General features: G+C 71.9%; 19 protein-coding genes. 7 read left to right on the forward strand and 12 right to left on the reverse strand.

The window, feature by feature from the left end:
- Window positions 1-3 precede the first annotated feature (3 nt).
- The 3 genes from gltB (at window position 4) to ACWEOE_RS12295 (ending at window position 7,737) form a co-directional block, all read left to right on the forward strand.
- Entirely contained in the window at window positions 4-4,545 is a 4,542-nt protein-coding gene (gene gltB / locus ACWEOE_RS12285) for a glutamate synthase large subunit (protein WP_452007487.1), read from the forward strand.
- Window positions 4,538-6,046 (forward strand): glutamate synthase subunit beta, encoded by a 1,509-nt coding sequence (locus tag ACWEOE_RS12290; protein WP_452007489.1) that lies wholly within the window; start codon window positions 4,538-4,540, stop codon window positions 6,044-6,046. Before gltB ends, ACWEOE_RS12290 begins: the two co-directional genes overlap by 8 nt.
- A 299-nt stretch (window positions 6,047-6,345) precedes the next feature.
- Window positions 6,346-7,737, forward strand: coding sequence for a class II 3-deoxy-7-phosphoheptulonate synthase (locus tag ACWEOE_RS12295; RefSeq protein ID WP_452007490.1), 1,392 nt, complete (start codon window positions 6,346-6,348; stop codon window positions 7,735-7,737).
- Here ACWEOE_RS12295 and ACWEOE_RS12300 read toward each other — a convergent pair.
- The 5 genes from ACWEOE_RS12300 to ACWEOE_RS12320 all read right to left on the reverse strand — a co-directional run bounded on the left by ACWEOE_RS12300 (window position 7,734) and on the right by ACWEOE_RS12320 (window position 14,232).
- Complete coding sequence (locus ACWEOE_RS12300) at window positions 7,734-9,038, reverse strand: wax ester/triacylglycerol synthase family O-acyltransferase (RefSeq protein ID WP_452007492.1); 1,305 nt, start codon at window positions 9,036-9,038, stop codon at window positions 7,734-7,736. The two genes, ACWEOE_RS12295 and ACWEOE_RS12300, sit on opposite strands and share 4 nt — an antisense overlap.
- 108 nt (window positions 9,039-9,146) lie before the next feature.
- Window positions 9,147-10,409: a hypothetical protein gene (locus ACWEOE_RS12305; protein ID WP_452007494.1), complete on the reverse strand. Its 1,263-nt coding sequence runs from the start codon at window positions 10,407-10,409 to the stop codon at window positions 9,147-9,149.
- Window positions 10,410-10,412: 3 nt separating this feature from the next.
- Window positions 10,413-11,921: an SPFH domain-containing protein gene (locus tag ACWEOE_RS12310; RefSeq protein WP_452007496.1), complete on the reverse strand. Its 1,509-nt coding sequence runs from the start codon at window positions 11,919-11,921 to the stop codon at window positions 10,413-10,415.
- Between the two features lie 50 nt (window positions 11,922-11,971).
- Entirely contained in the window at window positions 11,972-12,181 is a 210-nt protein-coding gene (locus ACWEOE_RS12315) for a hypothetical protein (RefSeq protein WP_452007498.1), read from the reverse strand.
- Window positions 12,178-14,232 carry a PASTA domain-containing protein gene (locus ACWEOE_RS12320; protein WP_452007500.1) on the reverse strand — a complete coding sequence of 685 codons (2,055 nt, stop codon included), beginning with the start codon at window positions 14,230-14,232 and terminating at the stop codon, window positions 12,178-12,180. The genes ACWEOE_RS12315 and ACWEOE_RS12320 overlap by 4 nt, the downstream gene beginning before the upstream one ends.
- A 103-nt stretch (window positions 14,233-14,335) precedes the next feature.
- Here ACWEOE_RS12320 and ACWEOE_RS12325 point away from each other — a divergent pair, with 103 nt between their 5' ends.
- Entirely contained in the window at window positions 14,336-14,704 is a 369-nt protein-coding gene (locus tag ACWEOE_RS12325) for an Rv2175c family DNA-binding protein (RefSeq protein WP_452007502.1), read from the forward strand.
- 142 nt (window positions 14,705-14,846) lie between these two features.
- Here ACWEOE_RS12325 and ACWEOE_RS12330 read toward each other — a convergent pair whose 3' ends face one another.
- The 5 genes from ACWEOE_RS12330 to merB all read right to left on the reverse strand — a co-directional run bounded on the left by ACWEOE_RS12330 (window position 14,847) and on the right by merB (window position 19,914).
- Complete coding sequence (locus ACWEOE_RS12330) at window positions 14,847-15,635, reverse strand: LLM class F420-dependent oxidoreductase (RefSeq protein WP_452007504.1); 789 nt, start codon at window positions 15,633-15,635, stop codon at window positions 14,847-14,849.
- A 4-nt stretch (window positions 15,636-15,639) separates the two neighbouring features.
- Complete coding sequence (locus tag ACWEOE_RS12335; protein ID WP_452007506.1) at window positions 15,640-16,563, reverse strand: phytoene/squalene synthase family protein; 924 nt, start codon at window positions 16,561-16,563, stop codon at window positions 15,640-15,642.
- On the reverse strand, window positions 16,560-18,038 hold the full coding sequence (gene crtI, locus ACWEOE_RS12340) for a phytoene desaturase family protein (protein ID WP_452007508.1): 1,479 nt from the start codon (window positions 18,036-18,038) through the stop codon (window positions 16,560-16,562). Before crtI ends, ACWEOE_RS12335 begins: the two co-directional genes overlap by 4 nt.
- Window positions 18,035-19,126, reverse strand: a complete 1,092-nt coding sequence (locus tag ACWEOE_RS12345; RefSeq protein WP_452007510.1) for a polyprenyl synthetase family protein — start codon at window positions 19,124-19,126, stop codon at window positions 18,035-18,037. The genes crtI and ACWEOE_RS12345 overlap by 4 nt, the downstream gene beginning before the upstream one ends.
- A 101-nt stretch (window positions 19,127-19,227) precedes the next feature.
- Window positions 19,228-19,914: an organomercurial lyase gene (gene merB / locus ACWEOE_RS12350; protein WP_452007512.1), complete on the reverse strand. Its 687-nt coding sequence runs from the start codon at window positions 19,912-19,914 to the stop codon at window positions 19,228-19,230.
- Window positions 19,915-20,014: 100 nt separating this feature from the next.
- On the opposite strand from merB, the gene ACWEOE_RS12355 reads away from it, so the two are divergent.
- The 3 genes from ACWEOE_RS12355 (at window position 20,015) to ACWEOE_RS12365 (ending at window position 23,816) form a co-directional block, all read left to right on the forward strand.
- Complete coding sequence (locus ACWEOE_RS12355) at window positions 20,015-20,899, forward strand: methylenetetrahydrofolate reductase (protein ID WP_452007513.1); 885 nt, start codon at window positions 20,015-20,017, stop codon at window positions 20,897-20,899.
- 41 nt (window positions 20,900-20,940) lie between these two features.
- Window positions 20,941-22,629: a DUF885 domain-containing protein gene (locus tag ACWEOE_RS12360; RefSeq protein ID WP_452007515.1), complete on the forward strand. Its 1,689-nt coding sequence runs from the start codon at window positions 20,941-20,943 to the stop codon at window positions 22,627-22,629.
- Window positions 22,630-22,904: 275 nt separating this feature from the next.
- The gene (locus ACWEOE_RS12365; RefSeq protein WP_452007517.1) at window positions 22,905-23,816 is read left to right on the forward strand and encodes a DMT family transporter; all 912 of its coding nucleotides are present in this window, start codon (window positions 22,905-22,907) and stop codon (window positions 23,814-23,816) included.
- Here ACWEOE_RS12365 and ACWEOE_RS12370 read toward each other — a convergent pair.
- Both ACWEOE_RS12370 and ACWEOE_RS12375 read right to left on the reverse strand, forming a co-directional pair.
- Window positions 23,741-24,319, reverse strand: a complete 579-nt coding sequence (locus ACWEOE_RS12370) for a GNAT family N-acetyltransferase (RefSeq protein ID WP_452007519.1) — start codon at window positions 24,317-24,319, stop codon at window positions 23,741-23,743. The two genes, ACWEOE_RS12365 and ACWEOE_RS12370, sit on opposite strands and share 76 nt — an antisense overlap.
- Entirely contained in the window at window positions 24,316-24,840 is a 525-nt protein-coding gene (locus ACWEOE_RS12375; protein ID WP_452007521.1) for a YbaK/EbsC family protein, read from the reverse strand. The genes ACWEOE_RS12370 and ACWEOE_RS12375 overlap by 4 nt, the downstream gene beginning before the upstream one ends.
- Between the last annotated feature and the right edge of the window lie 217 nt (window positions 24,841-25,057).

Here is a 25,057-nt window from a genome sequence, read left to right on the forward strand (position 1 = left end):
TCCATGATCTTCTCCGCCATTCCCGGCAAGCAGGGTCTCTACGACCCGGCGACCGAGCTGGACTCCTGTGGTGTGGCCATGGTGGCCGACATCCTGGGGCGCCGCTCCCACGGCATCGTCGCCGACGGGCTGACCGCGCTGGCGAACCTCGAACACCGCGGCGCCGCCGGCGCCGAACCGACCAGCGGCGACGGCGCCGGCATCCTGCTGCAGCTGCCCGACGAGCTGCTGCGCGCGGAAGCCGGCTTCGCCCTGCCCGCGGCCGGGGCCTACGCGGCCGGCATCGCGTTCCTGCCCACCGACACCGAGCAGCGCCGCAAGGCCGTGGCGCTGGCCGAGCGCATCGCCGCCGAAGAGGGCCTCGACGTGCTCGGCTGGCGCGAGGTCCCCGTCGACGTGGACCGGGCCGGAATCGGTCCCACGGCGCGTTCGGTGATGCCGCACTTCGCCATGCTGTTCGTCGCCTCGCCGGGCGGGGAATCGGGGCTGGAGCTCGAACGGCTCGCTTTCTGCCTGCGCAAGCGCGTGGAGCACGAAAGCCTGACTTCGGGCTGTGGCACGTACTTCCCGTCGCTGTCGGCGCGCACGATCGTCTACAAGGGCATGCTGACCACCGCGCAGCTGCCCGCGTTCTTCTCGGACCTCACCGACCGCCGGCTCGAGAGCGCGATCGCACTGGTGCACTCGCGCTTCTCCACCAACACCTTCCCGTCGTGGCCGCTCGCGCACCCGTTCCGGTTCGTGGCGCACAACGGCGAGATCAACACCGTGCGCGGCAACCGCAACCGCATGCGCGCCCGCGAGGCGCTGCTGGAGTCCGACCTGATCCCGGGCGACCTCACGCGGCTGTACCCGATCTGCTCGCCCGAGGCGAGTGACTCGGCGTCGTTCGACGAGGTGCTCGAACTGCTGCACCTCGGTGGCCGGTCGCTGCCGCACGCCGTGCTGATGATGATCCCGGAGGCGTGGGAGAACCACGCGACGATGGATCCGGCGCGGCGTGCGTTCTACCAGTTCCACGCGAGCCTGATGGAGCCGTGGGACGGGCCGGCGTGCGTCACGTTCACCGACGGCACGCTCGTCGGCGCGGTCCTCGACCGCAACGGCCTGCGCCCCGCGCGCTGGTGGCAGACGGCCGACGGACGCGTGGTGCTCGCCAGCGAGGCCGGCGTGCTCGACGTGCCGCCCGGTGACGTCGTGGCGAAGGGCCGCCTCAAGCCCGGCCGGATGTTCCTGGTGGACACCGAAGCCGGCCGCATCGTCTCCGACGACGAGGTGAAGTCGGCGCTGGCCGCGGAACAGCCGTACGAGGGCTGGCTGCACGCGGGCCTGCTGAAGCTGGCCGAGCTGCCCGACCGCGACCACGTGGTGCAGAGCCACGATTCCGTGCTGCGCCGCCAGCTCGCCTTCGGCTACACCGACGAAGAGCTCAAGATCCTGCTGGCGCCGATGGCCGCCAAGGGGGCCGAACCGCTCGGGTCGATGGGCACCGACACCCCGGTCGCCGTGCTGTCGAAGCGTTCGCGGCTGCTGTACGAGTACTTCAAGCAGAACTTCGCGCAGGTCACCAACCCGCCGCTCGACGCGATCCGCGAAGAGCTGGTCACGTCGATGGCCCGCATCATGGGCCCCGAGCGCAACCTGCTCGCGCCCGGGCCCGCGTCGTGCCGGCACCTGAACCTGCCGTACCCGGTGATCGACAACGACGAGCTGGCCAAGCTCATCCACATCAACGACGACGGCGACCTGCCGGGCTTCGCGTGCAGTGTCCTTTCCGGACTGTACGAAGTGGACGGCGGCGCCGAGGCGCTGGCCGCCGCGATCGAGCGGGTGCGGCGTGAGGCGTCGGAGGCCATCGCGGCGGGGGCGCGCACGCTCGTGCTGTCCGACCGCGACTCCGACCACCGGATGGCGCCGATCCCGTCGCTGCTGCTGGTTTCCGCGGTGCACCACCACCTGGTGCGCACCAAGGAACGCCTGCGCGTGGCGCTCGTGGTGGAGACCGGTGACGCGCGCGAGGTGCACCACATCGCCGTGCTGCTCGGCTACGGCGCCGCCGCGGTGAACCCGTACCTCGCCTTCGAGACGATCGAGGACATGATCGCGCAGGGCGCGATCACGGGGATCGAGCCGGCCAAGGCGATCCGCAACTACGTGCAGGCGCTGGTGAAGGGCGTCCTGAAGATCATGTCGAAGATGGGCATCTCCACCGTCGGCGCGTACACGGCGGCGCAGGTGTTCGAGTCGCTCGGACTGAGCCAGGACCTGCTCGACGAGTACTTCACCGGCACGTCGTCGAAGCTCGGCGGCGTGGGGCTCGAGGTGCTCGCCGAAGAGGTCGCGGTGCGCCACCGCCGGGCCTACCCGGACAACCCGACCGACCGCGTCCACCGTGGACTCGACACCGGCGGCGAGTACTCCTACCGCCGCGAGGGCGAGCTGCACCTGTTCACACCGGAGACGGTGTTCCTGCTGCAGCACGCGTCGAAGACCGGCCGTGACGAGGTTTACCGCCAGTACACCGAAGAGGTGCACCGCCTCTACCGCGAGGGCGGCGCGCTGCGCGGGCTGTTCAAGTTCCGCGAGGGCACCCGCGAACCCGTGCCGCTCGACGAGGTGGAGCCCGCCGAGGCGATCCTCAAGCGCTTCAACACCGGCGCCATGTCCTACGGCTCGATCTCGGCCGAGGCGCACGAGACGCTCGCCATCGCGATGAACCGCATCGGCGGCCGGTCCAACACCGGTGAGGGCGGCGAGGACGCGGAACGGCTCTACGACCCCCGCCGGCGCAGCGCCATCAAGCAGGTCGCCAGCGGCCGGTTCGGTGTCACGAGCGAGTACCTGGTCAACTCCGACGACATCCAGATCAAGATGGCGCAGGGCGCGAAGCCGGGCGAGGGCGGCCAGCTGCCGCCGAACAAGGTGTACCCGTGGATCGCGCGCACGCGGCACTCGACGCCGGGCGTCGGGCTGATCTCGCCGCCGCCGCACCACGACATCTACTCGATCGAGGACCTGGCGCAGCTGATCCACGACCTCAAGAACGCCAACGAGCACGCCCGCGTCCACGTGAAGCTGGTTTCCTCGCTCGGCGTCGGCACGGTCGCGGCCGGGGTGTCCAAGGCCCACGCCGACGTGGTGCTCATCTCCGGGCACGACGGCGGCACCGGTGCGTCGCCCATGAACTCGCTCAAGCACGCGGGCACGCCGTGGGAGATCGGCCTCGCCGAGACCCAGCAGACGTTGCTGCTCAACGGGTTGCGCGACCGCATCACCGTGCAGGTCGACGGCGCCATGAAGACCGGGCGCGACGTGGTGATCGCGGCGCTGCTCGGCGCCGAGGAGTACGGCTTCGCGACGGCCCCCCTCGTCGTCGCGGGCTGCGTGATGATGCGCGTGTGCCACCTCGACACGTGCCCGGTGGGCGTCGCGACGCAGAGCCCCGAGCTGCGCAAGCGGTACACGGGCCAGGTCGAGCACGTGGTGAAGTTCTTCGAGTTCGTGGCCGAGGAGGTGCGGGAAACGCTGGCACAGCTGGGTTTCCGCACGCTCGACGAAGCCATCGGTCACGCCGAGGTGCTCGACACCGAGGAAGCGCAGGCGCACTGGAAGTCGGCCGGGCTGGACCTGTCGCCGGTGTTCGACGTGCCCGTGGAGACCCCGTACGGCGGCGCCAAGCGGCGCGTGCGGGCGCAGGACCACGGTCTGGAGCACGCGCTGGACCGCACGCTCATCCAGCTCGCCGAGGCGGCGCTGGAGGACGCGCACCCGGTGCGGCTGGAGCTGCCGGTGCGCAACGTGAACCGCACCGTCGGCACGTTGCTGGGTTCGGAGATCACGCGCCGCTACGGCGGTGAGGGCCTACCCGCGGACACGATCCACGTGCTGCTCACCGGTTCGGCCGGGCAGTCGCTCGGCGCGTTCCTGCCGCGGGGTCTCACGCTCGACATGGTCGGCGACGCCAACGACTACGTCGGCAAGGGACTTTCCGGCGGGCGCATCATCGTGCGGCCCGACCCCGAAGCCGTGTTCGCCGCCGAGCGCCAGACCATCGCGGGCAACACGCTCGCGTACGGCGCCACGTCCGGCGAGATGTTCCTGCGCGGCCAGGTGGGCGAACGCTTCTGCGTGCGCAACTCCGGTGCCACGGTGGTCGCCGAGGGTGTCGGCGACCACGCCTTCGAGTACATGACCGGTGGCCGCGCCGTGGTGCTCGGCCCCACGGGCCGCAACCTCGCGGCCGGCATGTCCGGTGGCACCGCGTACGTGCTCGACCTCGACCGCGCCAAGGTCAACGGCGACATGGTGGACCTGTCCGCACCGGGTGCCGAGGACCTGGTGTGGCTCAAGCAGATCGTGCAGCAGCACTTCGACCTCACCCGCTCGGCGGTGGCCGCGTCGCTCCTCGGCGACTGGACGCGGCGTTCGGCGGCCTTCACCAAGGTGATGCCGCGCGACTACCAGCGGGTGCTCGACGCAGCCAAGGCCGCCAAGGCCGACGGCCGCGACGTCGACGAAGCGATCATGGAGTCCGCACGTGGCTGACCCGACCGGTTTTCTCAAGCACCACCGCGAAGAGCCGAAGAAAAGGTCCAAAGAGGACCGGCTGGCTTCGTGGGGCGAGGTCTACGCCGACGTGGACCCGGGCGAGCGCAACGAAGCCGTGCGCACGCAGGCCTCGCGGTGCATGGACTGCGGCATCCCGTTCTGCCACTCCGGCGCCTCGGGCTGCCCGCTCGGCAATCTGATCCCCGAGTGGAACGACCTCGTGCGCCGCGGCGACTGGGCCGCGGCGAGCGACCGGCTGCACGCCACCAACAACTTCCCCGAGTTCACCGGGAAGCTGTGCCCGGCGCCGTGTGAAGCCGGCTGCGTGCTGTCGATCTCGCCGCTCTCGGGCGGGCCGGTGGCGATCAAGCGGGTGGAGGCGACGATCGCCGACCAGTCGTGGGAGTCCGGGTACGTGCAGGCGCAGGTGTCGGAAGTGTCCTCGGGCCGCCGCGTCGCCGTGGTCGGTTCGGGCCCGGCCGGGCTCGCCGCCGCGCAGCAGCTCACCCGTGCGGGCCACGAGGTCACGGTGTTCGAGCGCGACGACCGCCTCGGCGGCCTGCTGCGCTACGGCATCCCCGAGTTCAAGATGGAGAAGAAGGTCCTCGACCGCCGCCTCGCGCAGCTGCGCAAGGAAGGCACGCGGTTCGTCACCGGCTGCGAGGTCGGGGTGGACCTCACGGTGGAGGACCTGCGCTCGCAGTACGACGCGGTGGTGCTCGCCGTGGGCGCGCTGCGCGGCCGCGACGACCGCACCACGCCGGGCCGGGAGCTGCGCGGCGTGCACCTCGCCATGGAGCACCTCGTGCCGGCCAACCGGTTCGTGGAGGGCGACGGCCCGCCCGCGATCGACGCGGCCGGCAAGCACGTGGTCGTGATCGGCGGCGGCGACACCGGTGCCGACTCCTACGGCACCGCCACCCGCCAGGGTGCGCTGTCCGTGACGCAGCTGGACCAGTACCCGGTCCCCCCGACGACCCGTGACGACGGCCGTTCGCCGTGGCCCACGTGGCCCTACATCCTGCGCACCTACCCGGCGCACGAGGAGGCCGGCGAGCGCAAGTTCGCCGTGGCCGTGAAGCGGTTCGTGGACGACGGCGCCGGCAACGTGAAGGCGCTGGAGCTGCAGCAGGTGCGCGTGGTGAAGGACCCGGAGACGGGCCGGCGCGAGGTGCTGCCGACCAGCGACGAGATCGAGGTGCTGCCGGCGGACCTGGTGCTGCTGGCGATCGGCTTCGAGGGCGTGGAGCAGATGTCGCTGCTCGAGGGCCTCGGCCTGTCCCTGACCCGGCGCGGCACGCTCTCGTGCGGCGCCGACTGGCAGACGGAGACGCCGGGCGTGTTCGTCTGCGGCGACGCCCACCGCGGCGCGTCGCTGGTGGTGTGGGCCATCGCCGAGGGCCGGTCCGTGGCCAACGCCGTGGACGCGTTCCTCATGGGCGACTCCGACCTGCCGGCACCGGTGCACCCCACGGCGCTGCCGCTCGCGGTGGTTTAGTCACCCCCGGTTCGCAGGCCCCGGCGCAATGGCGCGCCGGGGCCTGTTTTTCACCGTGCCTCGGTGCCGCTCGGCCGGATCCACAGTGGATCACCCGCGAGGACCCGCCGGGCGGAGAAGGAGTCGACCTGCTCAGAACCGGCCGCACGCCGCGCTGCGAACCGCCGTGGTGGGCGTTTCCGTCGCGGCCGTGACCATCGGGCACCGAGCCGGCCAGGACGATCACGAAGACGACCCGGACGTGTGACCCACACCGCCCTCCGACAACGAGCCGGGCGGCGAACCTTATCCTGGGTGCCGTGAACTGGACAGTGGACGTTCCCGTCGACACACTTCCCGAACTGCCGCCCCTGCCGCCCGAGCTGCGCGATCGCCTGGACGCGGCGCTGGCCCTGCCCGCGGCGCAGCAGCCCGAGTGGCCCGACGTCGAGCTGGCCAAGCGGGTGCGCGGCGTGCTGGAGAGCGTGCCGCCGATCACGGTGCCGGCCGAGATCGACCGGTTGCAGAGCCGGCTCGCGATGGTGGCGCGCGGTGAGGCCTTCCTGCTGCAGGGTGGCGACTGCGCGGAGACGTTCGAGTCCAACACCGAGCCCCACATCCGCGCCAACCTGCGCACGCTGCTGCAGATGGCCGTGGTCCTCACCTACGGCGCGAGCCTGCCCGTGGTGAAGATGGGCCGCATCGCCGGCCAGTACGCGAAGCCCCGCTCGGCGGCCACCGACGCGCTGGGCCTGCCGGTGTACCGCGGCGACATCATCAACTCCCTCGTGCCCAAGCCCGAGATGCGCGTGCCCGACCCGGGCCGCATGATCCGCGCGTACGCCAACGCCGGTGCCGCCATGAACCTCGTGCGCGCCCTCACCGGCGCCGGCATGGCCGACCTGCACCAGGTGCACGACTGGAACAAGGACTTCGTGTCCGCCTCGCCCGCCGCGCAGCGCTTCGAGGCCCTGGCCAATGAGATCGACCGCGGCCTGCGGTTCATGAGCGCCTGCGGCGTCACCGACACGTCGCTGCAGTCCACCGAGATCTTCGCCAGCCACGAGGCGCTCCTGCTCGACTACGAGCGCGCCCTGCTGCGCCTGGACAACGCCGACGCCGCCAACCCCAAGCTGTACAACCTGTCGTCGCACTTCCTGTGGATCGGCGAGCGCACCCGCCAGCTCGACGGCGCGCACATCGCGTTCGCGGAGCTGCTGTCCAACCCGATCGGCCTCAAGATCGGCCCCACGACCACACCCGAGCAGGCCCTGGAGTACGTCGAGCGCCTCGACCCGCGCCACGAAGAGGGCCGGCTCACGCTCATCTCGCGCATGGGCAACGGCAAGGTCCGCGAGGTGCTGCCCGCGATCGTCGAGAAGGTCGAAGCCTCGGGCCACAAGGTCATCTGGCAGTGCGACCCCATGCACGGCAACACGCACGAGTCGTCCACCGGCTACAAGACCCGCCACTTCGACCGCATCGTCGACGAGGTCCAGGGCTTCTTCGAGGTGCACCACAAACTCGGCACCTACCCGGGCGGCATCCACGTGGAACTCACGGGCGAAGACGTCACCGAATGCCTCGGCGGCGCCCAGGAAATCTCCGACATCGACCTCTCCGGCCGCTACGAAACCGCCTGCGACCCGCGCCTGAACACCCAGCAGTCGCTCGAGCTGGCGTTCCTCGTGGCGGAGATGCTGCGCGGCTAAACGGTATTCAGCAACACCGCGGTCGACTTCAGCACCGCGTCACGCAGATCGCCGAGGTCGGGGATGGCCTCGGCGTTCGCCTGCAGTCCGATGTGGACGCCGTCGCGATAGGGCGCGACGGCGATGCCCACCGCGTGGCGCGGCGCGAGCGGCACGAACGGGTACACCTGGGCCAGGGGCGCGCCCGCGAGGGTGAGCCGGGCGGCGGGCAGCGGCACGGTGGTCACGACCAGGTCGAACAGCAACGACGCGGCCAGGCCCGCCGTTCGGGTGCCGAGGCGGTGCAGCACCGTCGGCACGCGGTCGGCGAGCAGCGGGAACGCGCCGGCGCCGCGGGACGGGCCGGCGGCCTTGTTGCGGGTCATCGCGCGGCGGACCACGTGGAGGCGTTCGACGGGGTCGTCCTCGCCGATGGGCAGGTCGCACAGGTAGCCGGAGAGTTTGTTGCCGCCGAGCTGGGCGCCGGCGCGGCCGCGCACGCTCACCGGGATCAGGGCGCGCAGGGTGCGGTCGTCGGCGCGTTTGCCGCGGTTGACGAGCCACTCGCGCAGGGCGCCGGCCAGCACGGCGAGGACGACGTCGTTGCTGGTGCCACCGTGGGCGCGGCGGATGCGGCGCACGTCGGCGGTGGGTAGGCGCACGAAGCCGAGCCGTCGTTCCGCCGAACCGGGCGCCGAGACGGGCGACAGGGGCGGCCGAGCGGCGCGCACGACCGACGTCGCGATCCCGGCCGTCTCGCCGGCGTGGGCGAGGGCGTCTTTCACGGTGTCCAGCGCGCTTCGCGGCCGCGGAACCGGGCCGGAGGTTCGTGTGAGCGCGCGGTCGGGCACGGTCAGGCCGTCCAGCAGGCCGACAGTCACCGCGTACGCGCCTTCGCCGTCGGTCAGCGCGTGGTGCAGTTTGAGCAGCACGGCGAACTGCCCGCGCAACCCGGTCACCACGGTCAAGTCCCACAACGGACGATCCGTGTCCAACGGCTCGGTGATCCACTCCGCCGCGAAGCCGGCCAGCGGATCGGAGTCGTGGAGCGTGCTCAGCTCCTGGTGGTGAACGTGTTGTGCCGCAACGAAATCCGGATCTTCGGCCCACGTCGCGGCGCCCGGGGGAAACAGTTCCGTTCGCGCTTTTCGGCGCAGCTGCGGCATTTTCTCCGCCCGCACCGCCAGCAGCGCCGCGAGCTCCTCGCCGTCCGCTCGCCCGCGAGAGGTGAACACCAGTACCGCACCCATGTGCATCGGCGCGGTTTCGCTTTCCAGGCACAGAAACGCGACGTCCAGCGAACTGAGCGGGGTGCGAACCATCACGACCGTCCTGGTGCGGCGGAGCAGGGGTGGGATGGCCCCACGACACCACCTGAACATGACGGGAGGGTGGTCGCGGTGTTTCGTGGGCGCTAACGCCCCGCAGGTTCACTCACCCGGGTCACGCCACCGCCGCGCGCCCCGGCCCTTCGGCGGCTTCGGCTCCGCGACCTTCGCCATCCGCGACGGCTGGGGTAACGGCTGGGGCAACGGCACGGGCTCACCCGGCTTGCCGACCGGACGCGTTTCGTCGGCCGAATCCACCGGCGTCGGCCGCGAGGGCTGGGGCAGTGGTTCGGCGGCGGGCGTGGCCATCGCGACGGTCGGGCTGTCGTCGCCGGTGCGCGGGGGCAGCTGCCTCGCCTGGGCGGGCGGCGACAGCGGCTCCGCGACCTTGCCGGTGGCCTGCGCGATCGTCGGGGCACCGGCCCGCTCGGCGGCCTTGCGCCGGGGCAGCGGCGAGGCTTGACCCGACCGCGGCGCCTCAGGGCCGACCGGGACGTTGCGACGGGGGAGCAGCGCCCCTTCGCCGGCCAACCGTGGCAGCAACACGGACGGCGAACGCGGCGGCCCTCCCGCGGCCTCCGCCGGGGGTGAATCCTCAACGGCCGAGCCGCCCGCGGGATCCCGGTGCGGCAACGGCGAACTCGACCGAACCGGCAGCTCCGCAGCAGGCACACCCGACTCCACAGCACCCCCCGCGGCAGGCGCCGCCGACGAAGACGAACCCTGCCCCACGAACGCCGACGTCGCCCGCCGCAACGTCACCCCGTTACCGGGCCGCCGGGGCAACCCCGGCCACAGCTCCCCGGCCGCCAGTGCCGCGGCGCGAACAGCCGCGCCGTCGAGCTCGGTGTGGGTTTCCTCGATGTCCCGGTCCAGCCACTGGATCACGAGCGTGAACGGGCCGTCACCCGGCAGTGGCCACACGAAGATCTGGTGGTCCAGGTGGAACTGCGTCCCGCCGCCACCCACGGCGCGCAGCACGGGCGACGCGGGCTCGGAGGCCGACGGCACCGAAATGGACTCCGAGCTGGCCCGGCTGCCGTCCGGGTACAGCACGCCGACGAGCAGCGCGTTGTAGTCCGGGATCCGCCGGTGGTCGATGAGGGAGCCGCCGCGGCCCTCCTGGAGGCTGTCACGCGAGTACACGGCCAGGCGCAACGTCAGCGCCTCCGGCCAGACCTCGACGCCGCGCAGGGCGACGATCGTGCGCTCGGATCGGCCGAGCGGCCGGGCCCACGGCAGCAGCGCGGGCACGATGTGGTCGCTCGGCGGGCCCATCCACGGACGGCCCTCGTAGCCGAACAGCTCCTGCTCCCGCACGGGGAACAGGGGGCGTTCACGAGGTCCGTCCGTGAAAAAGCTCATGCGCTACTCGCGGGGGGACAGGTCGCCGTTCGACAACGCCTGCTCGGCGCCCGAAGCGGAGGACGAACCCGAAGAACCCGACGAACCCATGGCGTCCATCAGCTGACGCGCCAGGCCGAGGCCCGTCCCGCCCAGCGACAACGCCTTGGTGAACATGTCCGACATCCCGTCCGCACCGTTCAGGACCACCATGTGGTCGACGTTACCGAACGCCTGCGCGCCGGCCTCGACGATTTCCGGCCAGCGTTCGGCCAACTGTTGTGCTACCACAGCTTCCTGGTTCTCCGCCAGCGCCGCCGCCCGCGCCTTGATGGCCTCGGCCTCCGCCAGACCCTTCGCGCGCGCCGATTCGGCCTCCGCGAGACCACGGGCCTTCGCGGCTTCCGCCTCGGCCAGCCCGCGAGCCTGCGACGCCGCGGCCTCGGCCTCACCGGTGGCCCGCGTGGCCCCCGCCGACGCCTCCGCACGGGCCTTCGTGGCCTGCGCTTCCGCCTCGGCGGCCGTCTTCACGCGTGTCGCGTCCGCCGCGGCCCGCAGCTCGGTTTCCTTGGCCTCGGCCTGCGCACGGGCGATCTGCGCGTCACGGTCGGCGTCGGCCGTCGTGCGGGTTTCGTACGCCTTCGCGTCCGCCGGCTTGCGCACCTGCGACTGCAGCCGCTGCTCCGCCAGCGCCGCTTCCAGCTCGGCCGCCCGCGTCTCCTGGACCACGACCTCCTGCCGCGCCGTCGCCTCGGCCAGCGGGCCCGACTGGCTCGCCTTCGCCTTGGCCTGGTCGACCTCGGCCTGGTAGCCGGCCTGCTTGATCTGGCTTTCCCGCATCGCGCCGGCCTTCTGCGCGGCCGCGACCTGCTCCGCCTGCGTGGCCTCCTGGTCACGCTGCGCCTCGGCGATGCGCGCGGCCGACGCGATGGCCGCCGCGTGCGGCTTGCCGAGGTTGAGGATGTAGCCGGACTCGTCGTCGATCTCCTGGATCTGCAGGGAGTCGACGATCAGTCCCAGTTTGATCATCTCCGTGGCCGACGACTGGCGGACCTCGCCGGTCAGCGCGTCGCGGTTGTGGATCATCTCCTCGATGGTCAGCCCGCCCACGATCGAGCGCAGGTGGCCCGAGAACAGCTCGTGGATGGTGTCGTTCATGCCCTTCTGCTGGTCCAGGAACCGGCGGGCGGCGTTGGCGATCGAGGCGTAGTCGTCGCCCACCTTGTAGATCACCACCGCGCGCACGGTCACCGGCAGGCCCTGCTTGCTGACGCAGGAAACCTGCAGGTTGACGCCCCGCGTGTCGAGCGAAAGCCGCCGTGCGGTCTGGAAGCCGGGGATCACGTTGACCCCGCGACCGGTCACGATCTTGAACCCGAGGCTGTCCGCGGTCTCGGTGCGCTCCACCCGGATCCCCCACCCGGAGATGATGAGCGCCTCATTCGGCTCCGCGACCTTGTAGAGGACCCGCAGGAGCCCGAACAACACGATCACGGCTACCACCGCGATCACGACGATGAGCCAGATTTCCATAACAACCCCTCGCAGCCCGATTTTCGGTTGTCGGTAGCTCTTCGACGCCGTCAGGACGTCAGCGGTTGCCACCGTTCAACGTAAACCGTCCGCGGGGGTTCGAAATCCACCACAAGGACCTGCGTACCGGCCGGATAGCTCAGCTCGGGGTCGGCCGCGTAGGCGTAGAAAGCTTCGGTGCCGCCCCGGACGCTGAGCAGCACTTCGCCGATCAGCCCGGGGCCGACGGCACCCGTGACGCGGCCTCGGTTGCCGATCATCCGCCGAAGCCCCGGATCTTCACCTTCGTGCCCTTCGGCACCAGCGAACCGGGCTGCGGGTCCTGCTGGAACACGAAGTTGAACCCGCCGCCACCGCCGTGGTTGCGGCCACCGCCGCCACTCTGCTTGTCGACGTCGAGCCCGGCCTGCTTGAGGATCTGCTCGGCCTGGTCGAACGGCTTGAACCGCACGTCCGGCACCTGCACGGCGTTGGAGACGAAAACCTTCACCTGCTTGCTGCCCGGCGTGTTCGCCGGCGGGTCCGTGCGCGTGACCCCACCGGCCGGGATCGTCTGCGAGAACTCCTCGCCGCCGTCCACCGGCTGGAACCCGGCCTGCTGCAGCAGGCCGAACGCCTCGGCCTTCGGCCGCCCGGTCACGTCGGGCACCGGCGGAAGCGGTTCCGGGCCCTTGGAGAGCACCACGGTGACCTGGCCGCCGATGTCCACGGGCGAGCCGGGCGCCGGGCTCAGGCTCACGACGGTGCCCTCGGGAGCGGTGTCGCTGAACTCCGGCGTGCCCTGCGCGATCTTGAGCTGCTGAGCTTGGATGGCCTTGGTCGCGTCGGCCAGCGACGTGCCGACCTGGATGTTCGGCACCACCGGCTTGCCCTTGGACACGACGACGGAGACCTTCGCGTCCTTCTCGAGCTTTGTGCCTTCGGCCGGGGTCACCTTGACCACGGTGTTCGCCGGCACGGTGTTGCTGAACTCCTGGCTGTACTGCGGGGTCAGGTTGGCCGCGCGCAGCTTGTCGCCGGCCTCGGCCTGTGAAAGGCCCACGAGCTTCGGCACCGACGACGTGGTGGGCGCCGATTCGCTGAGGATGAACGCGAACGCGCCGATCAGCCCGCCCAGCACCAGCACGCCCAGCGCGATCAGGGCGAACATCTTCCGGCGGTCGCGCGGCTTCGGCTCGTCGGCCGGCGGCCGCCCCCGGCGCGGTGGTGGCGGCGGTGCGGCGGCCGCCGGCATCGCCTGGCCCGCGGGCGGAGACAGCGGCGAGCCCACCGGTACGGCCCGGGTCAGCGCGCGTGTGGGATTCGGCCCGGAGGCCGGAGCCGAGACCGGCAGCGTCTGCTGGGTCACGGGGATGCGCGGCATCGTGCGCTCGGTGTCGGACATGCGGTCGCCGTCCGGCGGCGGGGGCACGGGCACCGGCACGACCGGCAGGCCCAGCTCGGCGCGCACGGCCTGCAGCTCGGCCAGGAACACGCCGGCGTCGGCCGGGCGCAATGGGGCGTCGCGGCGGGTGGCGCGCAGGATGAGGTCGTCGAGCGCGGGCGGCAGGTCCGGGCGCAGCTCGCTCGGGCGCGGCACGTCGTCGTTCACGTGCCGGTAGGCCACCGACAGCGCCGTGTCGCCGGTGTAGGGCGCCTGGCCGGTGAGCATCTCGTAGAGCAGGATCCCGGCCGAGTACACATCGCCGCGGGCGCCGGTGACGCCCGAGGCGACCTGCTCGGGCGAGAGGTAGGCGACGGTGCCGAGGATGACGCTCGAGCTCGTGGTGCCCGCGCTGGCGACCGCGCGCACGAGGCCGAAGTCGCCGACCTTCACCACGCCGCCCGACAGCGCGCCGCTGCTGCGGCCGATGAGCACGTTCTCCGGCTTCACGTCGCGGTGCACCAGCCCGGCGGCGTGCGCGGCGGCCAGGGCCGACAACACGGGCTCGGCGATGCTCAGCGCGAGCGCGACGTCGAGCTTGCCCTGCTCGGCCAGCAGATCGCGCAGCGTGCCGCCGTCCACGAGCTCCATCACGAGGAACGCGAGACCCGCGTCCGCGCCCGGCGGGACGTCGAAGCCCTGATCGTGGACCGCGACCACGTTCGGGTGATGCAGCTGCGCCGCCGATCGCGCTTCGCGCACGAACCGGTCCACGAACGACCGGTCGTCGGCGAAGCGGGGATCCATGATCTTGATCGCGACCGCGCGGTCCAGCCGGGTGTCCACGCCCCGGTAGACCGACGACATCCCGCCCCGGGCGAGCAGCCTGTCCACGCGGTAGCGGCGTTCGAGCAGCGTGCCGACGAGGCTGGGGTGCGTGCGTGTCACGGCTGGATATCGTACGGACCCACGCCCGCGTGGGTGAGGTGAGGCGGCGGGTCACCCGTGCGTACCAGTCGGGAAACCGGTCGAATGTGGCACAGTGTCACGTGTGAGTGGGATTCCTGTCGCCGACGACGTCCTCGACTCCGCTGTCACCGTCCTCCCCCTGAACCAGGTGGCGGCCGTGCTCGGGATCTCGTCCAACAAAGTGCGCCAGATGCTGCGCGACGGTCAGCTGATCGCCGTGCGGCGCGGAGGCGAGCTGTGCGTGCCCAGCGACTTCTTCGTCAAGGACGGGGTGGTCAAGGGCCTGGCGGGCACCATCACGGTGCTCGCGGACTCGGGGTTCAGCCGCACCGAGATGCTGCGCTGGCTCTTCGCGGAGGACGAGACGCTGCCGGGGGTCACTCCGGTCAACGCCCTGCGGACGAGCCACGGCACCGAGGTGAAGCGGCGCGCCCAGGCCATGGCTTTCTAGCGCTTTTCAGGCTTTTCGCCCGGTTCGCTCCGCGCCGGTCCGACCACGCGGGGTGACCGGAACGCGGCCACACCCCCTGTCCGAAACACCGAAGGCCTCCCCGCCGTGTCGCGCGAGGAGGCCTTCGGGTTGTCAGCGGGTGTCAGCCGTTCTGCTTGTCGCGCCAGGCGACCCAGCTCTTGAGCGGCGTGAGGTCGTAGTCGGGGCCGCCGATGCCCACGGTGAACGTGCTCACGCCCAGCCCGACGAGCTTCGGGCCGAGCTCGTCGGGGTCGCCCTGCACACCGCACGAGCGCTCGATCTCGCCGGGGTCGCGGCCGAGGTCCGCGCAGTGCTGGTCGAGGATCTTCACCTTGCGCTCGACGACCTCCGGGTCGCCGAAGCCGTGCCAGATGTCGGCGTGCTTGGCCACGAGCTTGAGGGTCTTCTTCTCGCCGCCACCGCCGATGAGCACGGGGATCTTGCGGGTCGGCGCCGGGTTCAGCTTGCCGAGGCGGGATTCGATGCGCGGCAGCGACTCCGCGAGGTCGTCGAGGCGGCCGCCGGCGGTGCCGAACTCGTAGCCGTACTCGTCGTAGTCCTTTTCGAACCAGCCCGAGCCGATGCCCAGGATGAGGCGCCCGTTCGAGATGTGGTCGACGGTGCGGGCCATGTCCGCGAGCAGTTCCGGGTTGCGGTAGCTGTTGCAGGTCACCAGTGCGCCGATCTCGACCCGCGAGGTCGACTCGGCCCAGGCACCGAGCATCGTCCAGCACTCGAAGTGCATGCCCTCGGGCTCGCCGTAGAGCGGGTAGAAGTGATCCCAGTTGAAGACGATGTCGACGCCGAGGTCCTCGGCGGCGGAGGCGGCGCGGCGGATGCTGTCGTAATCGGCGTGCTGCGGCTGGAGCTGGACGCCGATCCGCAAGCGCTTGTTCGAAGCAGAGGTCATGGTTTCAGACTCTACGCACGCGCGAACGAGCCCACACCTCGACCAGGCGCGGCAGGGCCACGGCCAGGCGGCGGCCCGGGCCGACCACCGCGCGCCGGTTCAGCACGTCGTAGTCCATCGCCTCGATCTCGTCGAGGATGCCTTCGTACAGCGTGATCGCGGTGCGCACGCAAGGACGGGATTCGGGGCGCAGCAAGGGAATTCCGGCCTCGGCCCGGCGGTACACCGCGCGGGTGCGCGACACCGCGACGGCGAGCGCGCGCCGCACCCGCGGGTCGGGCAGCCCGCGCCGGCGCGCCGCCACGAGCAGCTCACGGTCCACTCCGAACACCGAAAGTTCATTTGTCGGCAAGTAGAGCCGGCCGCGGTCGAGGTCTTCGCCGATGTCCCGCAAGAAATTCGTGAGCTGGAACGCTTCGCCGAGCGCCGCCGCGCTCGGCTCGGCCTCGGCCGGCGGCACGACGGTGCCGAACACCGGCAGCATCTGCAGCCCGATCACGCACGCCGAACCGTGCACGTACTGCGCGAGGTCGGCGTAGGTGGCGTACTCGGTGACCGTGAGATCCATTCGCATCGAGTGCAGGAACGCGTCCACGAGCTCACGCCGGATGCCGTAGCGGCGCACGGTGTCGGCGAGCGCGGCGGGCACCGGGTCGGCGGGCGCGCCGCCGTCGTAGATCTCGTCGACCATCCCGGCCACGTGGTCCAGCGCGGCCTTGGGATCCCTGCCCGGCTCGGGGTTGTCCACGAGCTCGTCGGCCATGCGCGCGAAGCCGTACAGCGCGTGCGCGGCGGGTCGGGCGCGAGCCGGCAGGAGGCGGGTGGCGAGGAAGAAGGTGCGACCGTGGCGGGCGTTGATGCGGCGGCATTCGGTGTACGCGGCGCGCAGGCCGGGTTCCGTGATGCCGGCGGCGTCGAGTTCGGTCACCGGCCGGTGATCCTTTCCGCGGCGAGACGTCCGGAGATCAGCACCGGCGGGATGCCGACGCCGGGGGTGGTCCCGCAGCCGGCGAGCACCACGTTGCCCGCGGCGCGCACCAGGTTGGCGGGCCGGAACGGGCCGGTCTGGGTGAACGTGTGCGCCAGCGAGAACGGCGTGCCCGCGGTGAGCCCGCGCGCGGCCCAGTCGGCGGGCGTCACGACCTCGTCGACGGTGAACTCCTCGCCGAACCCGGTGAGCCCGCGCGATTCCAGGGTGCGCAGCAGTTCCGCCCGGTAGGCGGGGCCGACGCGCGGCCAGTCGATGCGGCCACGGCGCAGGTTGGGCGCGGGCGCGAGCACCGACACGATCTCGCCGCCTTCCCCCGCGAGCCCCGGTGCCGTGGCGGTGGGGCGTGTGACGAGCAGCGACGGATCGCTCATCAGCCGGCCGTCTCGCACGATCTCGGCGAACGTCCGCTCCCAGGCGCGGCCGAAGAAGATCGTGTGGTGCCCGAGCTGCGGCCACGACCTCGTGGTGCGGCCGTGCAGGACCACGGCCGAAGGCGAGTAGCGCAGCGGCAGCACGCGGTTGGGCCGCGCGCCGATCAGCCGGTAGGCGGTGCCCAGCTCGGTGGCGAGCACCACCGCGTCGCACCTGATGCGCTCGCCCGTGCGCGTGCGGACCGCACGCACGCGCGACGACACCCGCTCCAGCCACGCGGCCTCGGTGCCGAAGCGCAGGTCGGCGCCCGCTTTCGCGGCGGCCGCGGCCATCGTGCGCGCGACCGCGCCCATGCCGCCGCGCGGGTAGTAGACGCCGCCGACGGTGTCCATGTACGCGATCACGCCGTACGCGCCGAGCGCGCGCGCCGGGTCGAGCCCCGCGTACAGCGACTGGAAGGAGAACAGCCGGCGCACGCGTTCGTCGCGCAAGAACCGCGCCACCTTCGGGCCCAGCCGGCCGAACCCGCCCAGCACGGCGAGCTTCACCAGCTCGGGGCGCACGAGGTTCAGCGGCGAGTCGAAGTTCGCGCCGATGAAGTGGTCTTTCTGCGCCGCGTACAGCTCCGTGAGCCAGCGCCGCAGCGCGCGGTAGCCGGCGGCCTCGGCCGGGCCCGCGAACGCGCGGATCTCGGCCTCCATCGCGTCGCCGTCGGTGCGCAACGCGAGCGTGCTGCCGTCGGCGAAGCGAGCGTGGTAGGCGGGGTCGAGCTTCGTCAGCGGCAGGCTCGCCGCCAGCGATCCGCCGACGGCGTGCAGGGCCTCGTCCACCAGCTCGGGCATGGTCAGCACGCTCGCGCCGGTGTCCACGGTGTTGGCGCCGAAACCCTGCTGGCCCGCGCGCCCGCCGGGCTCCTTGTCCTGCTCCAGCAGCGTCACGCGGCGGCCCGCGCCGAGCAGGTGCAGCGTCGCCGAAAGGCCGGCCAGGCCGGCTCCGACCACCACCACGTGGTCGGTGGGCCCGGACACGGATCTGGTCACGAGGTCCGCCGCGTCGCCTTGCCGACCAGGTCGGCGAGCGCAGCCGGCGCCGGCTCGGCCAGGTGCGCGCGGTCGAGCGCGGCCGTCGCCGAGGCGGTGAGCTCGTCGATGCGGTGCTCGACGGCGTCGACCGCACCGACGTCGGTCAGGGCTTCGCGCACGGCGTCGACGGAGGTGTCGGACAGGTCGGCCTTGCCGATCGCGTCGGCGATCACCTTCGCGGCGGCGCGGTCGCCGCGCTCGTCGGCCAGCTGCACGCCCAGGGCCACGAGCAGGGTGCGCTTGCCCTCGCGCAGGTCGTCACCCGCGGGCTTGCCGGTCACCGACGGGTCGCCGAACACGCCGAGCAGGTCGTCGCGCAGCTGGAAGGCCACGCCGACGTCGCCGCCGAACTCGAGCAGGGTGTCCACGAGCCGGTCGTCGGCCCCGGCGAGCGCGGCGCCGAGGTGCAGCGGGCGCTGCACGGTGTAGGCGGCGGTCTTGAGCCGGTCGATGCGCAGCGCGGCCTCGGGCGAGGCGTCGCCGACGGCCTGCGTGCGCACGTCGAGGTACTGCCCGGCGAGCACCTCCGTGCGCATCGCGCGCCACGCCGGACGAGCCTTCGCGAGCGTCTCGGCGGGCAACGGGGCCTCGGCGAACATGTCGTCGGCCCACGCGAGCGCGAGGTCGCCGACGAGCACGGCCGTGGCCAGCCCGAACGTCGCGGGCGAGCCGAGCCACCCGTGGTCGGCGTGCACCTTGGCCGAGGCCACGTGCACGGTCGGGTTGCCGCGGCGCGAGTCGGAGGAATCGATGAGGTCGTCGTGGATCAGGGCGCACGCCTGGATCAGCTCGAGGCTCGCCACGACCTGCAGCGCGCCCTCGGCGGCTTCCCCGGAAGCCGCCCCGCCGGCGCCGCGCCAGCCCCACCACGCGAACGTCGGCCGGATGCGCTTGCCGCCGCACAGCACGAAGCCCGAGAGCACGTCGATGCCCGCCGCGACGCTCGGCTCCGTGCGCACGATCTCGTCGCCCGCGCGGCCGAGGAACGCGGTCAGCGCACGCTCGACGTGGACAGGCAGATCGTCGTCGAAACCGGGCGCGTCCATGCCGCCATCATCCGGGGCGAGGGGCCGGCCGGTCGCGCCGGGTGCCCCGGATGTGGCGCACGAGACGCCGAGCGGGGCCGGGTACCGGGGCCATCTCGGGGTCAGCCCCGACCGGTCCAGAACTCGCCCGGCAGTCCGGCGGCGCTGAAGTACGCGGCGGCCTCGGCCGGTTCGCGGCGCCGGTAACCGTGGTCGAGCCGCCCCGCGTACCAGCCCTCGGCCAGGTGCCACAGCGCCGGCAGATCGAGCACGGCGCCCTTGGCGAGGCCGGTGCGGGCGACCCATTCGTCCACACAGGACTCGTCGCAGAACAGGCGCTGCACGGAACAGGTGTGGCGCACGTCGTCCCACATCCTGGCGGTCGGCACGGGGAAGTGCGCGACCTGCGTCCCCTCCGGCGGCGCCTCGCGGCTCACGACCAGCGCCAGGGGTTCCGTGCACGTCGGACAGCGCGTGGCGACGAGCACCTCGGGCTCGGCGGGCACCAGGTGCGGGATCGCGAACGAGTCCCACGCGCAGCCGCCCCACCACAGGGTGTGTTCGCCCATCACCGAGAACCCCAGCGGGATCGCCGCGAAGGGGTGGGCCAGCACCACGTGCTCGCACTCGTCGAGCACCAGGTGGCGGGCGTCGGCGAGGCGGTGCAGCGCCTGCTTGGCCACGGCGAGCGACCCGTGCGCGGCGTCGGCCAGCTCGGGTGCCGTGGGCGCACGGCCGCGCGTGGCGAAGGCCCGGTACACGGCCACTCGCACGTCTTCGTCCCAGGCGGTGTCGTCTTCGCGGCTCATGGCCGGCTCCTCGCGAGTCGTGTGCGTCCGACGGTACTCGTGGCCAAGGCCACGCGCCGGGGCCGACCACGCCCGGTTTCGCCCACTATCATTTCCCCTTATGACGTCCGTGATCGAGCGGTTGCAGGGGGACGGGCCCCGGTTCTCCATCGAGTTCTTCCCGCCCCGCGACGAGGCCGACGAGGCCGTGCTGTGGCGCGCGATCCGCGAGCTCGAGCCGCTGGACCCGGCGTACATGTCGATCACCTACGGCGCGGGCGGCTCGAGCCGCGACGGCACGATCCGCAGCATCGCCCGCGTCGCCACCGAGACCACACTCGTCCCGATGGCACACCTCACCGCCGTCGACCACTCGGTGGCGGAGCTGCGCAACGTGATCGGCTGGTACGCGGCCGTCGGCGTGCGCAACATCCTGGCGCTGCGCGGCGACCCGCCCGGCGAGGTGTACGGCGACTGGGTGCGTCACCCCGAGGGACTCGAGTACGCGGAGGAGCTGGTGGAGCTCGTCCGCTCGCTGGGTGATTTCTGCGTGGGCGTGTCGGCGTTCCCCTACGGCCACCCGCGGTCGCCGGACCTGGAGTCGGACACCAAGTACCTCGTGCGCAAGTTCCGCGCCGGCGCCGATTTCGCGATCGCCCAGCTGTTCTTCGAGGCCGAGGACTTCCTGCGCCTGCGCGACCGCGTGGCCGCGGCGGGCTGCGACGCGCTGGTGCTGCCCGGCATCATGCCGCTGACCACCGTGCGCACGCTGCACACCACGATCAAGCTCTCCGGTGCGCCCGCGTCGCGGCGGCTGCTCGACCGGCTGGAGCCGCTCGCGGACGATCCGAAGGCGTTCCGCGAGGCCGGTATCGACGCCGTCACCGAACTGGGTGAGAAACTGCTCGCCGAAGGTGTGCCCGATCTGCACTTCTACACGTTCAACCGGTCCAAAGCCACGCGCGAAGTGGTGACGCGGCTCGGGCTGGTGCCGGCGCGCGCGTAAGTCCGTACCGCGCGGGTGGCCGGGCCGGTACGGTTCGGCCCATGGCTTTCAGCGAACACAGCGTGCACGGGATTTCCGACCGGTACGTCGACGATTACGCGGCCGTGGACCCGGTCGCCGCCACCATGCTCGGCGTCGCGGGATACGACGACCAGCTCACCGACTACTCGCCCACCGGCCACGCGGCCCGTGCGGCGCTCGCGGCGAAGGCCCTGGCCGACGTCACCGCGACCGAGCCCGCCGACGCGGGGGAGCGGGTCGCGAAGGCGGTGTTCACCGAGCGCGTGGGCCTCGACGTGGAGATCCACGACGCGGGCCTCGACGTCGCGGCGCTGAACGTGATCGCGAGCCCCGTGCAGGACCTGCGCATGGTGTTCGACCTGATGCCCCTGGACACGCCCGAGCAGTGGGCCGACATCGCGGCTCGCCTGCGCGGGGTGCCCGAGGCGCTCGCGGGGATGCGCGCGTCGCTGCTGACCGCGGCCGACGCGGGGCGCGTGTCGGCGTTGCGGCAGGTGGCGAAGGTCGCCGAGCAGTGCGAGACCTACGCCGGCCTCGGCGAAGGCCCCAGTTTCTTCAGCGGGCTCGTGGGCAATGCGGGCTCTTCGGTCAGTGCTGCTCTGTCCGGCGACCTGCAGGCCGGCGCCCGCGCGGCCGACGAAGCGTTCGCCGAGTTCGCCGGCTTCCTGCGCGCCGAGCTCGCACCGAAGGCGCCGGCCAAGGACGCCGTGGGCGAGGACGTCTACCGGCTGTGGTCGCGCTACTTCATCGGCGCGGAGCTCGACCTGCGCGAGGCGTACGAGTGGGGCTGGCACGAGTTCGCCCGGATCGAGGCCGAGATGCGCGCGGTGGCTTCACGGATCCGCCCCGGCGCGTCGGTCGCCGAGGCCGCCGCCGTGCTCGACGCCGACCCGCGCTACCGCGTCCACGGCCGTCCGCAGTTCGAAGCCTGGATGCAGTCCCTTTCGGACGATGCCCTGCAATCGTTGCGCGGCAAGCACTTCGACATCCCCGATCGCCTCATGGCCCTCGAGTGCCGCATCGCCCCACCCGGCGGCGGCGTCGGCGCCTACTACACGGGCCCGAGCGAGGACTTCACCCGCCCCGGCCGCATGTGGTGGTCGCTGCCCGCGGACAAGGAGGAGTTCACCACCTGGCGCGAAGTGTCCACTGTGTACCACGAGGGCGCCCCGGGCCACCACCTCCAGATCGCGACGGCCGTGAACCAGGCCGCGTCGCTGAACAAGTACCAGCGCCTCATGACCTTCATCTCCGCCCACGGCGAAGGCTGGGCCCTGTACTCCGAGCGACTCATGCAGGAACTCGGCTACTTGTCCGACGACGGCAACCTCCTGGGCATGCTCTCGGAACAGCTCTTCCGCGCCGCGCGCGTCGTGGTCGACCTCGGCATGCACCTGGAACTCGAGATCCCCCGCGGCACGGGCTTCCACGAGGGTTCTCGCTGGACTCCGGAGCTCGGCCTGGAGTTCATGCTCACCCGCACGATCACCGACCAGGCCCACGTCCGCGACGAGATCGACCGCTACCTCGGCTGGCCGGGCCAGGCCCCCGCGTACAAACTCGGCGAACGGTTGTGGCTCTCCGCTCGTGATGACGCTCGGCAGAGGATGGGGGCTTCTTTTGACATCAAGGAGTTTCACACTCGGGCGTTGGAGATGGGTGGGATGGGGTTGGACACGTTGAGGGCGCAGTTGGCTTTGCTGGGGTGAGGTTGGTTTTGCCGGAGCCCTCCACGGTCTTTTCGAGGCTGTGGAGGGCTTCGCTGTCCAAATCCGTGGCTCGCCACCCCACCAACCCCTAGACTCCCGTTCGTGCACCGGATCTTCCTCGTCACCCCACCGCCCGCGCTCTGAGCGGGGTGGTCTCCGCCGCGTGGGCCGTCTAGAGGCCCGCGGCTGATCTGTGCTGCACAAAGCACGAGCTGCAGAACGAAACCGCCCCGCGTCGTCGTCGTCCGAAATCCTTCGACGCTGGAGCGTTTTCCATGTCTCTTGTCCTGTCCGAACGCGCCCGCGGCTCAGCCGCGCTCGTGGTCGCCGGTGTGCTGTGGGGGAGTGGCGGATTGGCCGGCTCCCTGCTCGGTCACCTGGCCGGCCTGCATCCCCTCGCCGTCGCCACCTACCGGCTCCTGCTGGGAGGTGCGGCGGCGATCGCGATATCCGGCAAAGGCATCCCGCGAAGCCGCGAAGCACGAAAGAACATCCTCGTCGTCGGCGCCCTCTTCGCGTTCTTCCAAACCACCTACCTCGCCGCCGTCGCGCTCGGGTCCGTAGCCACGGCGACCATGACCACCATCGGCGCCGCGCCCGTGATGCTCACCGTCGCCACGGCGGTCCGCAGGCGCCGGGCACCGCGGTCCCGGACCCTGTTGTCGGTCGCCGGCTCCCTGGCCGGCCTGGTGCTGCTGTCGTGGACGGCGCACGCCGAAACGTCGAAAGCCGGGCTGCTGCTCGCCCTCGCGGCGGCCGCGGGCTTCGCGGTCCTCACCACCCGCCCGGTCGACGACCCCCTCGCCACCACCGCGTACGGCTGCCTCACCGGCGGTCTCCTGCTCACCCCGATCGCCCTCACCTTGGGCATGGCGCTGCCCGCGCAACCACAGGTCCTGCTCGTCGCGGTCTACTTCGGCGTCGTCCCGACCGCGCTGGCGTACGCGGCCTACTTCAAGGGCCTCACCACCGCCCACCCCGTGCTCGGCGCGCTGTCGGCGCTGCTGGAGCCGCTCACGGCGACGATCCTGTCCGTCGCGTTCCTCCATGAGCACCTGAGCCCGCAAGCCTGGTGCGGCGCGGGCCTGCTGACCGCGGCCCTCGCGATCGGCTACTGGCGCCCGGAGTCCAGCGGCAGCGAGCGGCCGAGGATCGCGAACGGACGCGGGTCGCCCGTGAACCGGTAGTCGCGCAGCACGTCGACGAAGCCGGTGCGCCGGTAGAGCTTCCACGCGCGGCTCGTGCCCTCGGGGGTGGACAGCAGGACGTTGGCGTTGGGCACCCCGTCGAGCAGGCGGCGCAGCAGGTCCTCGCCGATCTGCTTGCCCTGGTTCTCCGGGCGCACGTGGATCTCGGTGAGCTCGAAGTAGTCGGTCATCCACCGCTCGGCCTCCTGCGGGCCGGAGCGGCGGGTGAGCCCGTGGCGCACCTGCTCGTGCCACCACTGCCCGGCGCGGCCCTTGTACCCGTAGGCGAGCCCGAGCAGCACGTCGTCGGCGTCGAGGGCGGCCATGCAGCGCCAGCCTTCGCGCAACGCGTGCGTGAGCCACATCGGCGCGCGCTGCTCGGCCGTGCCCTCGGGGTAGCGCATGGCCTTCACGTAGATGGCCAGCGCTTCCGGCAGGCGCGTGCGGAACTCGTCCGCGGACAACTGCACGTATCGGGAACACCCGGAGGACATGGCGGTCACGGCTGTCCATCCTCCACTCCCGCCGCGAGCGCGCCCGGGGTGCCCCCGGTCAGCTCGACGAGCCCGGCGAACGTCGTCGGGAACACCGACTTCGGGTGCCCGGCCGCGGCCCACACCTCGTCGTACTGGCGCAGGGCCGTGTCCACGAGTGTGACCAGCCGCCGCGGGTGCCCGACCGGGGCGACGCCGCCGATGGGCTGCCCGGTGTGCTCGCGCACGAAGTCGGCGTCGGCCTTGCCCACCTCGGTGAGGCCGGCCAGCGCCGCCAGCAGCTCCGGGTCGGCGCGGTGGGCGCCTGACGTCAGGGCGAGCAGGGCCGTCTCCTCGCCGCCGGTGGTGCGGGCGCGGAACACCAGGCTGTTGGCGATCGCGCCGACCTCGACCCCGAGCGCTTCGGCGGCCTGGGCCGCGGTGCGGACCTCGGCCGGCAGCACGCGCACGCCCTCGGCGGCGGAGCGCTGGCCGGCCTCGCTCAACGCGGCTGTGACCTTGGCGACGGCGGGATGGTCGAGGGAGCTCATGCGGTTATGCAACCACGCCGGCGGCACCGTGTCCCGCACCACGTCCCCGGATTCCACCGGCGGGGTTGAGAGAACCCGGCACCGGGGGTTACTCTGGAAATCGTTCGAACAGACGTTCGACATCCGGTGAGTGTTCACCGGCAGGTGCCCGGCAGTTGTCAGGCAGTTGTCAGGCAGGGGCGGGGGAAGCGCTCCTGCGGCCGGGCACCTGCCGGGA

Source organism: Amycolatopsis sp. NPDC004368 (assembly GCF_053602515.1).

What these genes read in the sequence shown, in the direction of transcription:
- ACWEOE_RS12360 (WP_452007515.1), top strand. Translation starts at nt 20,941, where the DNA reads ATGGCTTTCAGCGAACACAGCGTGCACGGGATTTCCGACCGGTACGTC.
- ACWEOE_RS12365 (WP_452007517.1), top strand. Translation starts at nt 22,905, where the DNA reads ATGTCTCTTGTCCTGTCCGAACGCGCCCGCGGCTCAGCCGCGCTCGTG.
- ACWEOE_RS12375 (WP_452007521.1), bottom strand. Translation starts at nt 24,840, where the DNA reads ATGAGCTCCCTCGACCATCCCGCCGTCGCCAAGGTCACAGCCGCGTTG.
- ACWEOE_RS12305 (WP_452007494.1), bottom strand. Translation starts at nt 10,409, where the DNA reads ATGAGCTTTTTCACGGACGGACCTCGTGAACGCCCCCTGTTCCCCGTG.
- ACWEOE_RS12355 (WP_452007513.1), top strand. Translation starts at nt 20,015, where the DNA reads ATGACGTCCGTGATCGAGCGGTTGCAGGGGGACGGGCCCCGGTTCTCC.
- gltB (WP_452007487.1), top strand. Translation starts at nt 4, where the DNA reads ATGATCTTCTCCGCCATTCCCGGCAAGCAGGGTCTCTACGACCCGGCG.
- ACWEOE_RS12310 (WP_452007496.1), bottom strand. Translation starts at nt 11,921, where the DNA reads ATGGAAATCTGGCTCATCGTCGTGATCGCGGTGGTAGCCGTGATCGTG.
- ACWEOE_RS12300 (WP_452007492.1), bottom strand. Translation starts at nt 9,038, where the DNA reads ATGGTTCGCACCCCGCTCAGTTCGCTGGACGTCGCGTTTCTGTGCCTG.
- ACWEOE_RS12345 (WP_452007510.1), bottom strand. Translation starts at nt 19,126, where the DNA reads ATGGACGCGCCCGGTTTCGACGACGATCTGCCTGTCCACGTCGAGCGT.
- ACWEOE_RS12315 (WP_452007498.1), bottom strand. Translation starts at nt 12,181, where the DNA reads ATGATCGGCAACCGAGGCCGCGTCACGGGTGCCGTCGGCCCCGGGCTG.
- ACWEOE_RS12330 (WP_452007504.1), bottom strand. Translation starts at nt 15,635, where the DNA reads ATGACCTCTGCTTCGAACAAGCGCTTGCGGATCGGCGTCCAGCTCCAG.
- merB (WP_452007512.1), bottom strand. Translation starts at nt 19,914, where the DNA reads ATGAGCCGCGAAGACGACACCGCCTGGGACGAAGACGTGCGAGTGGCC.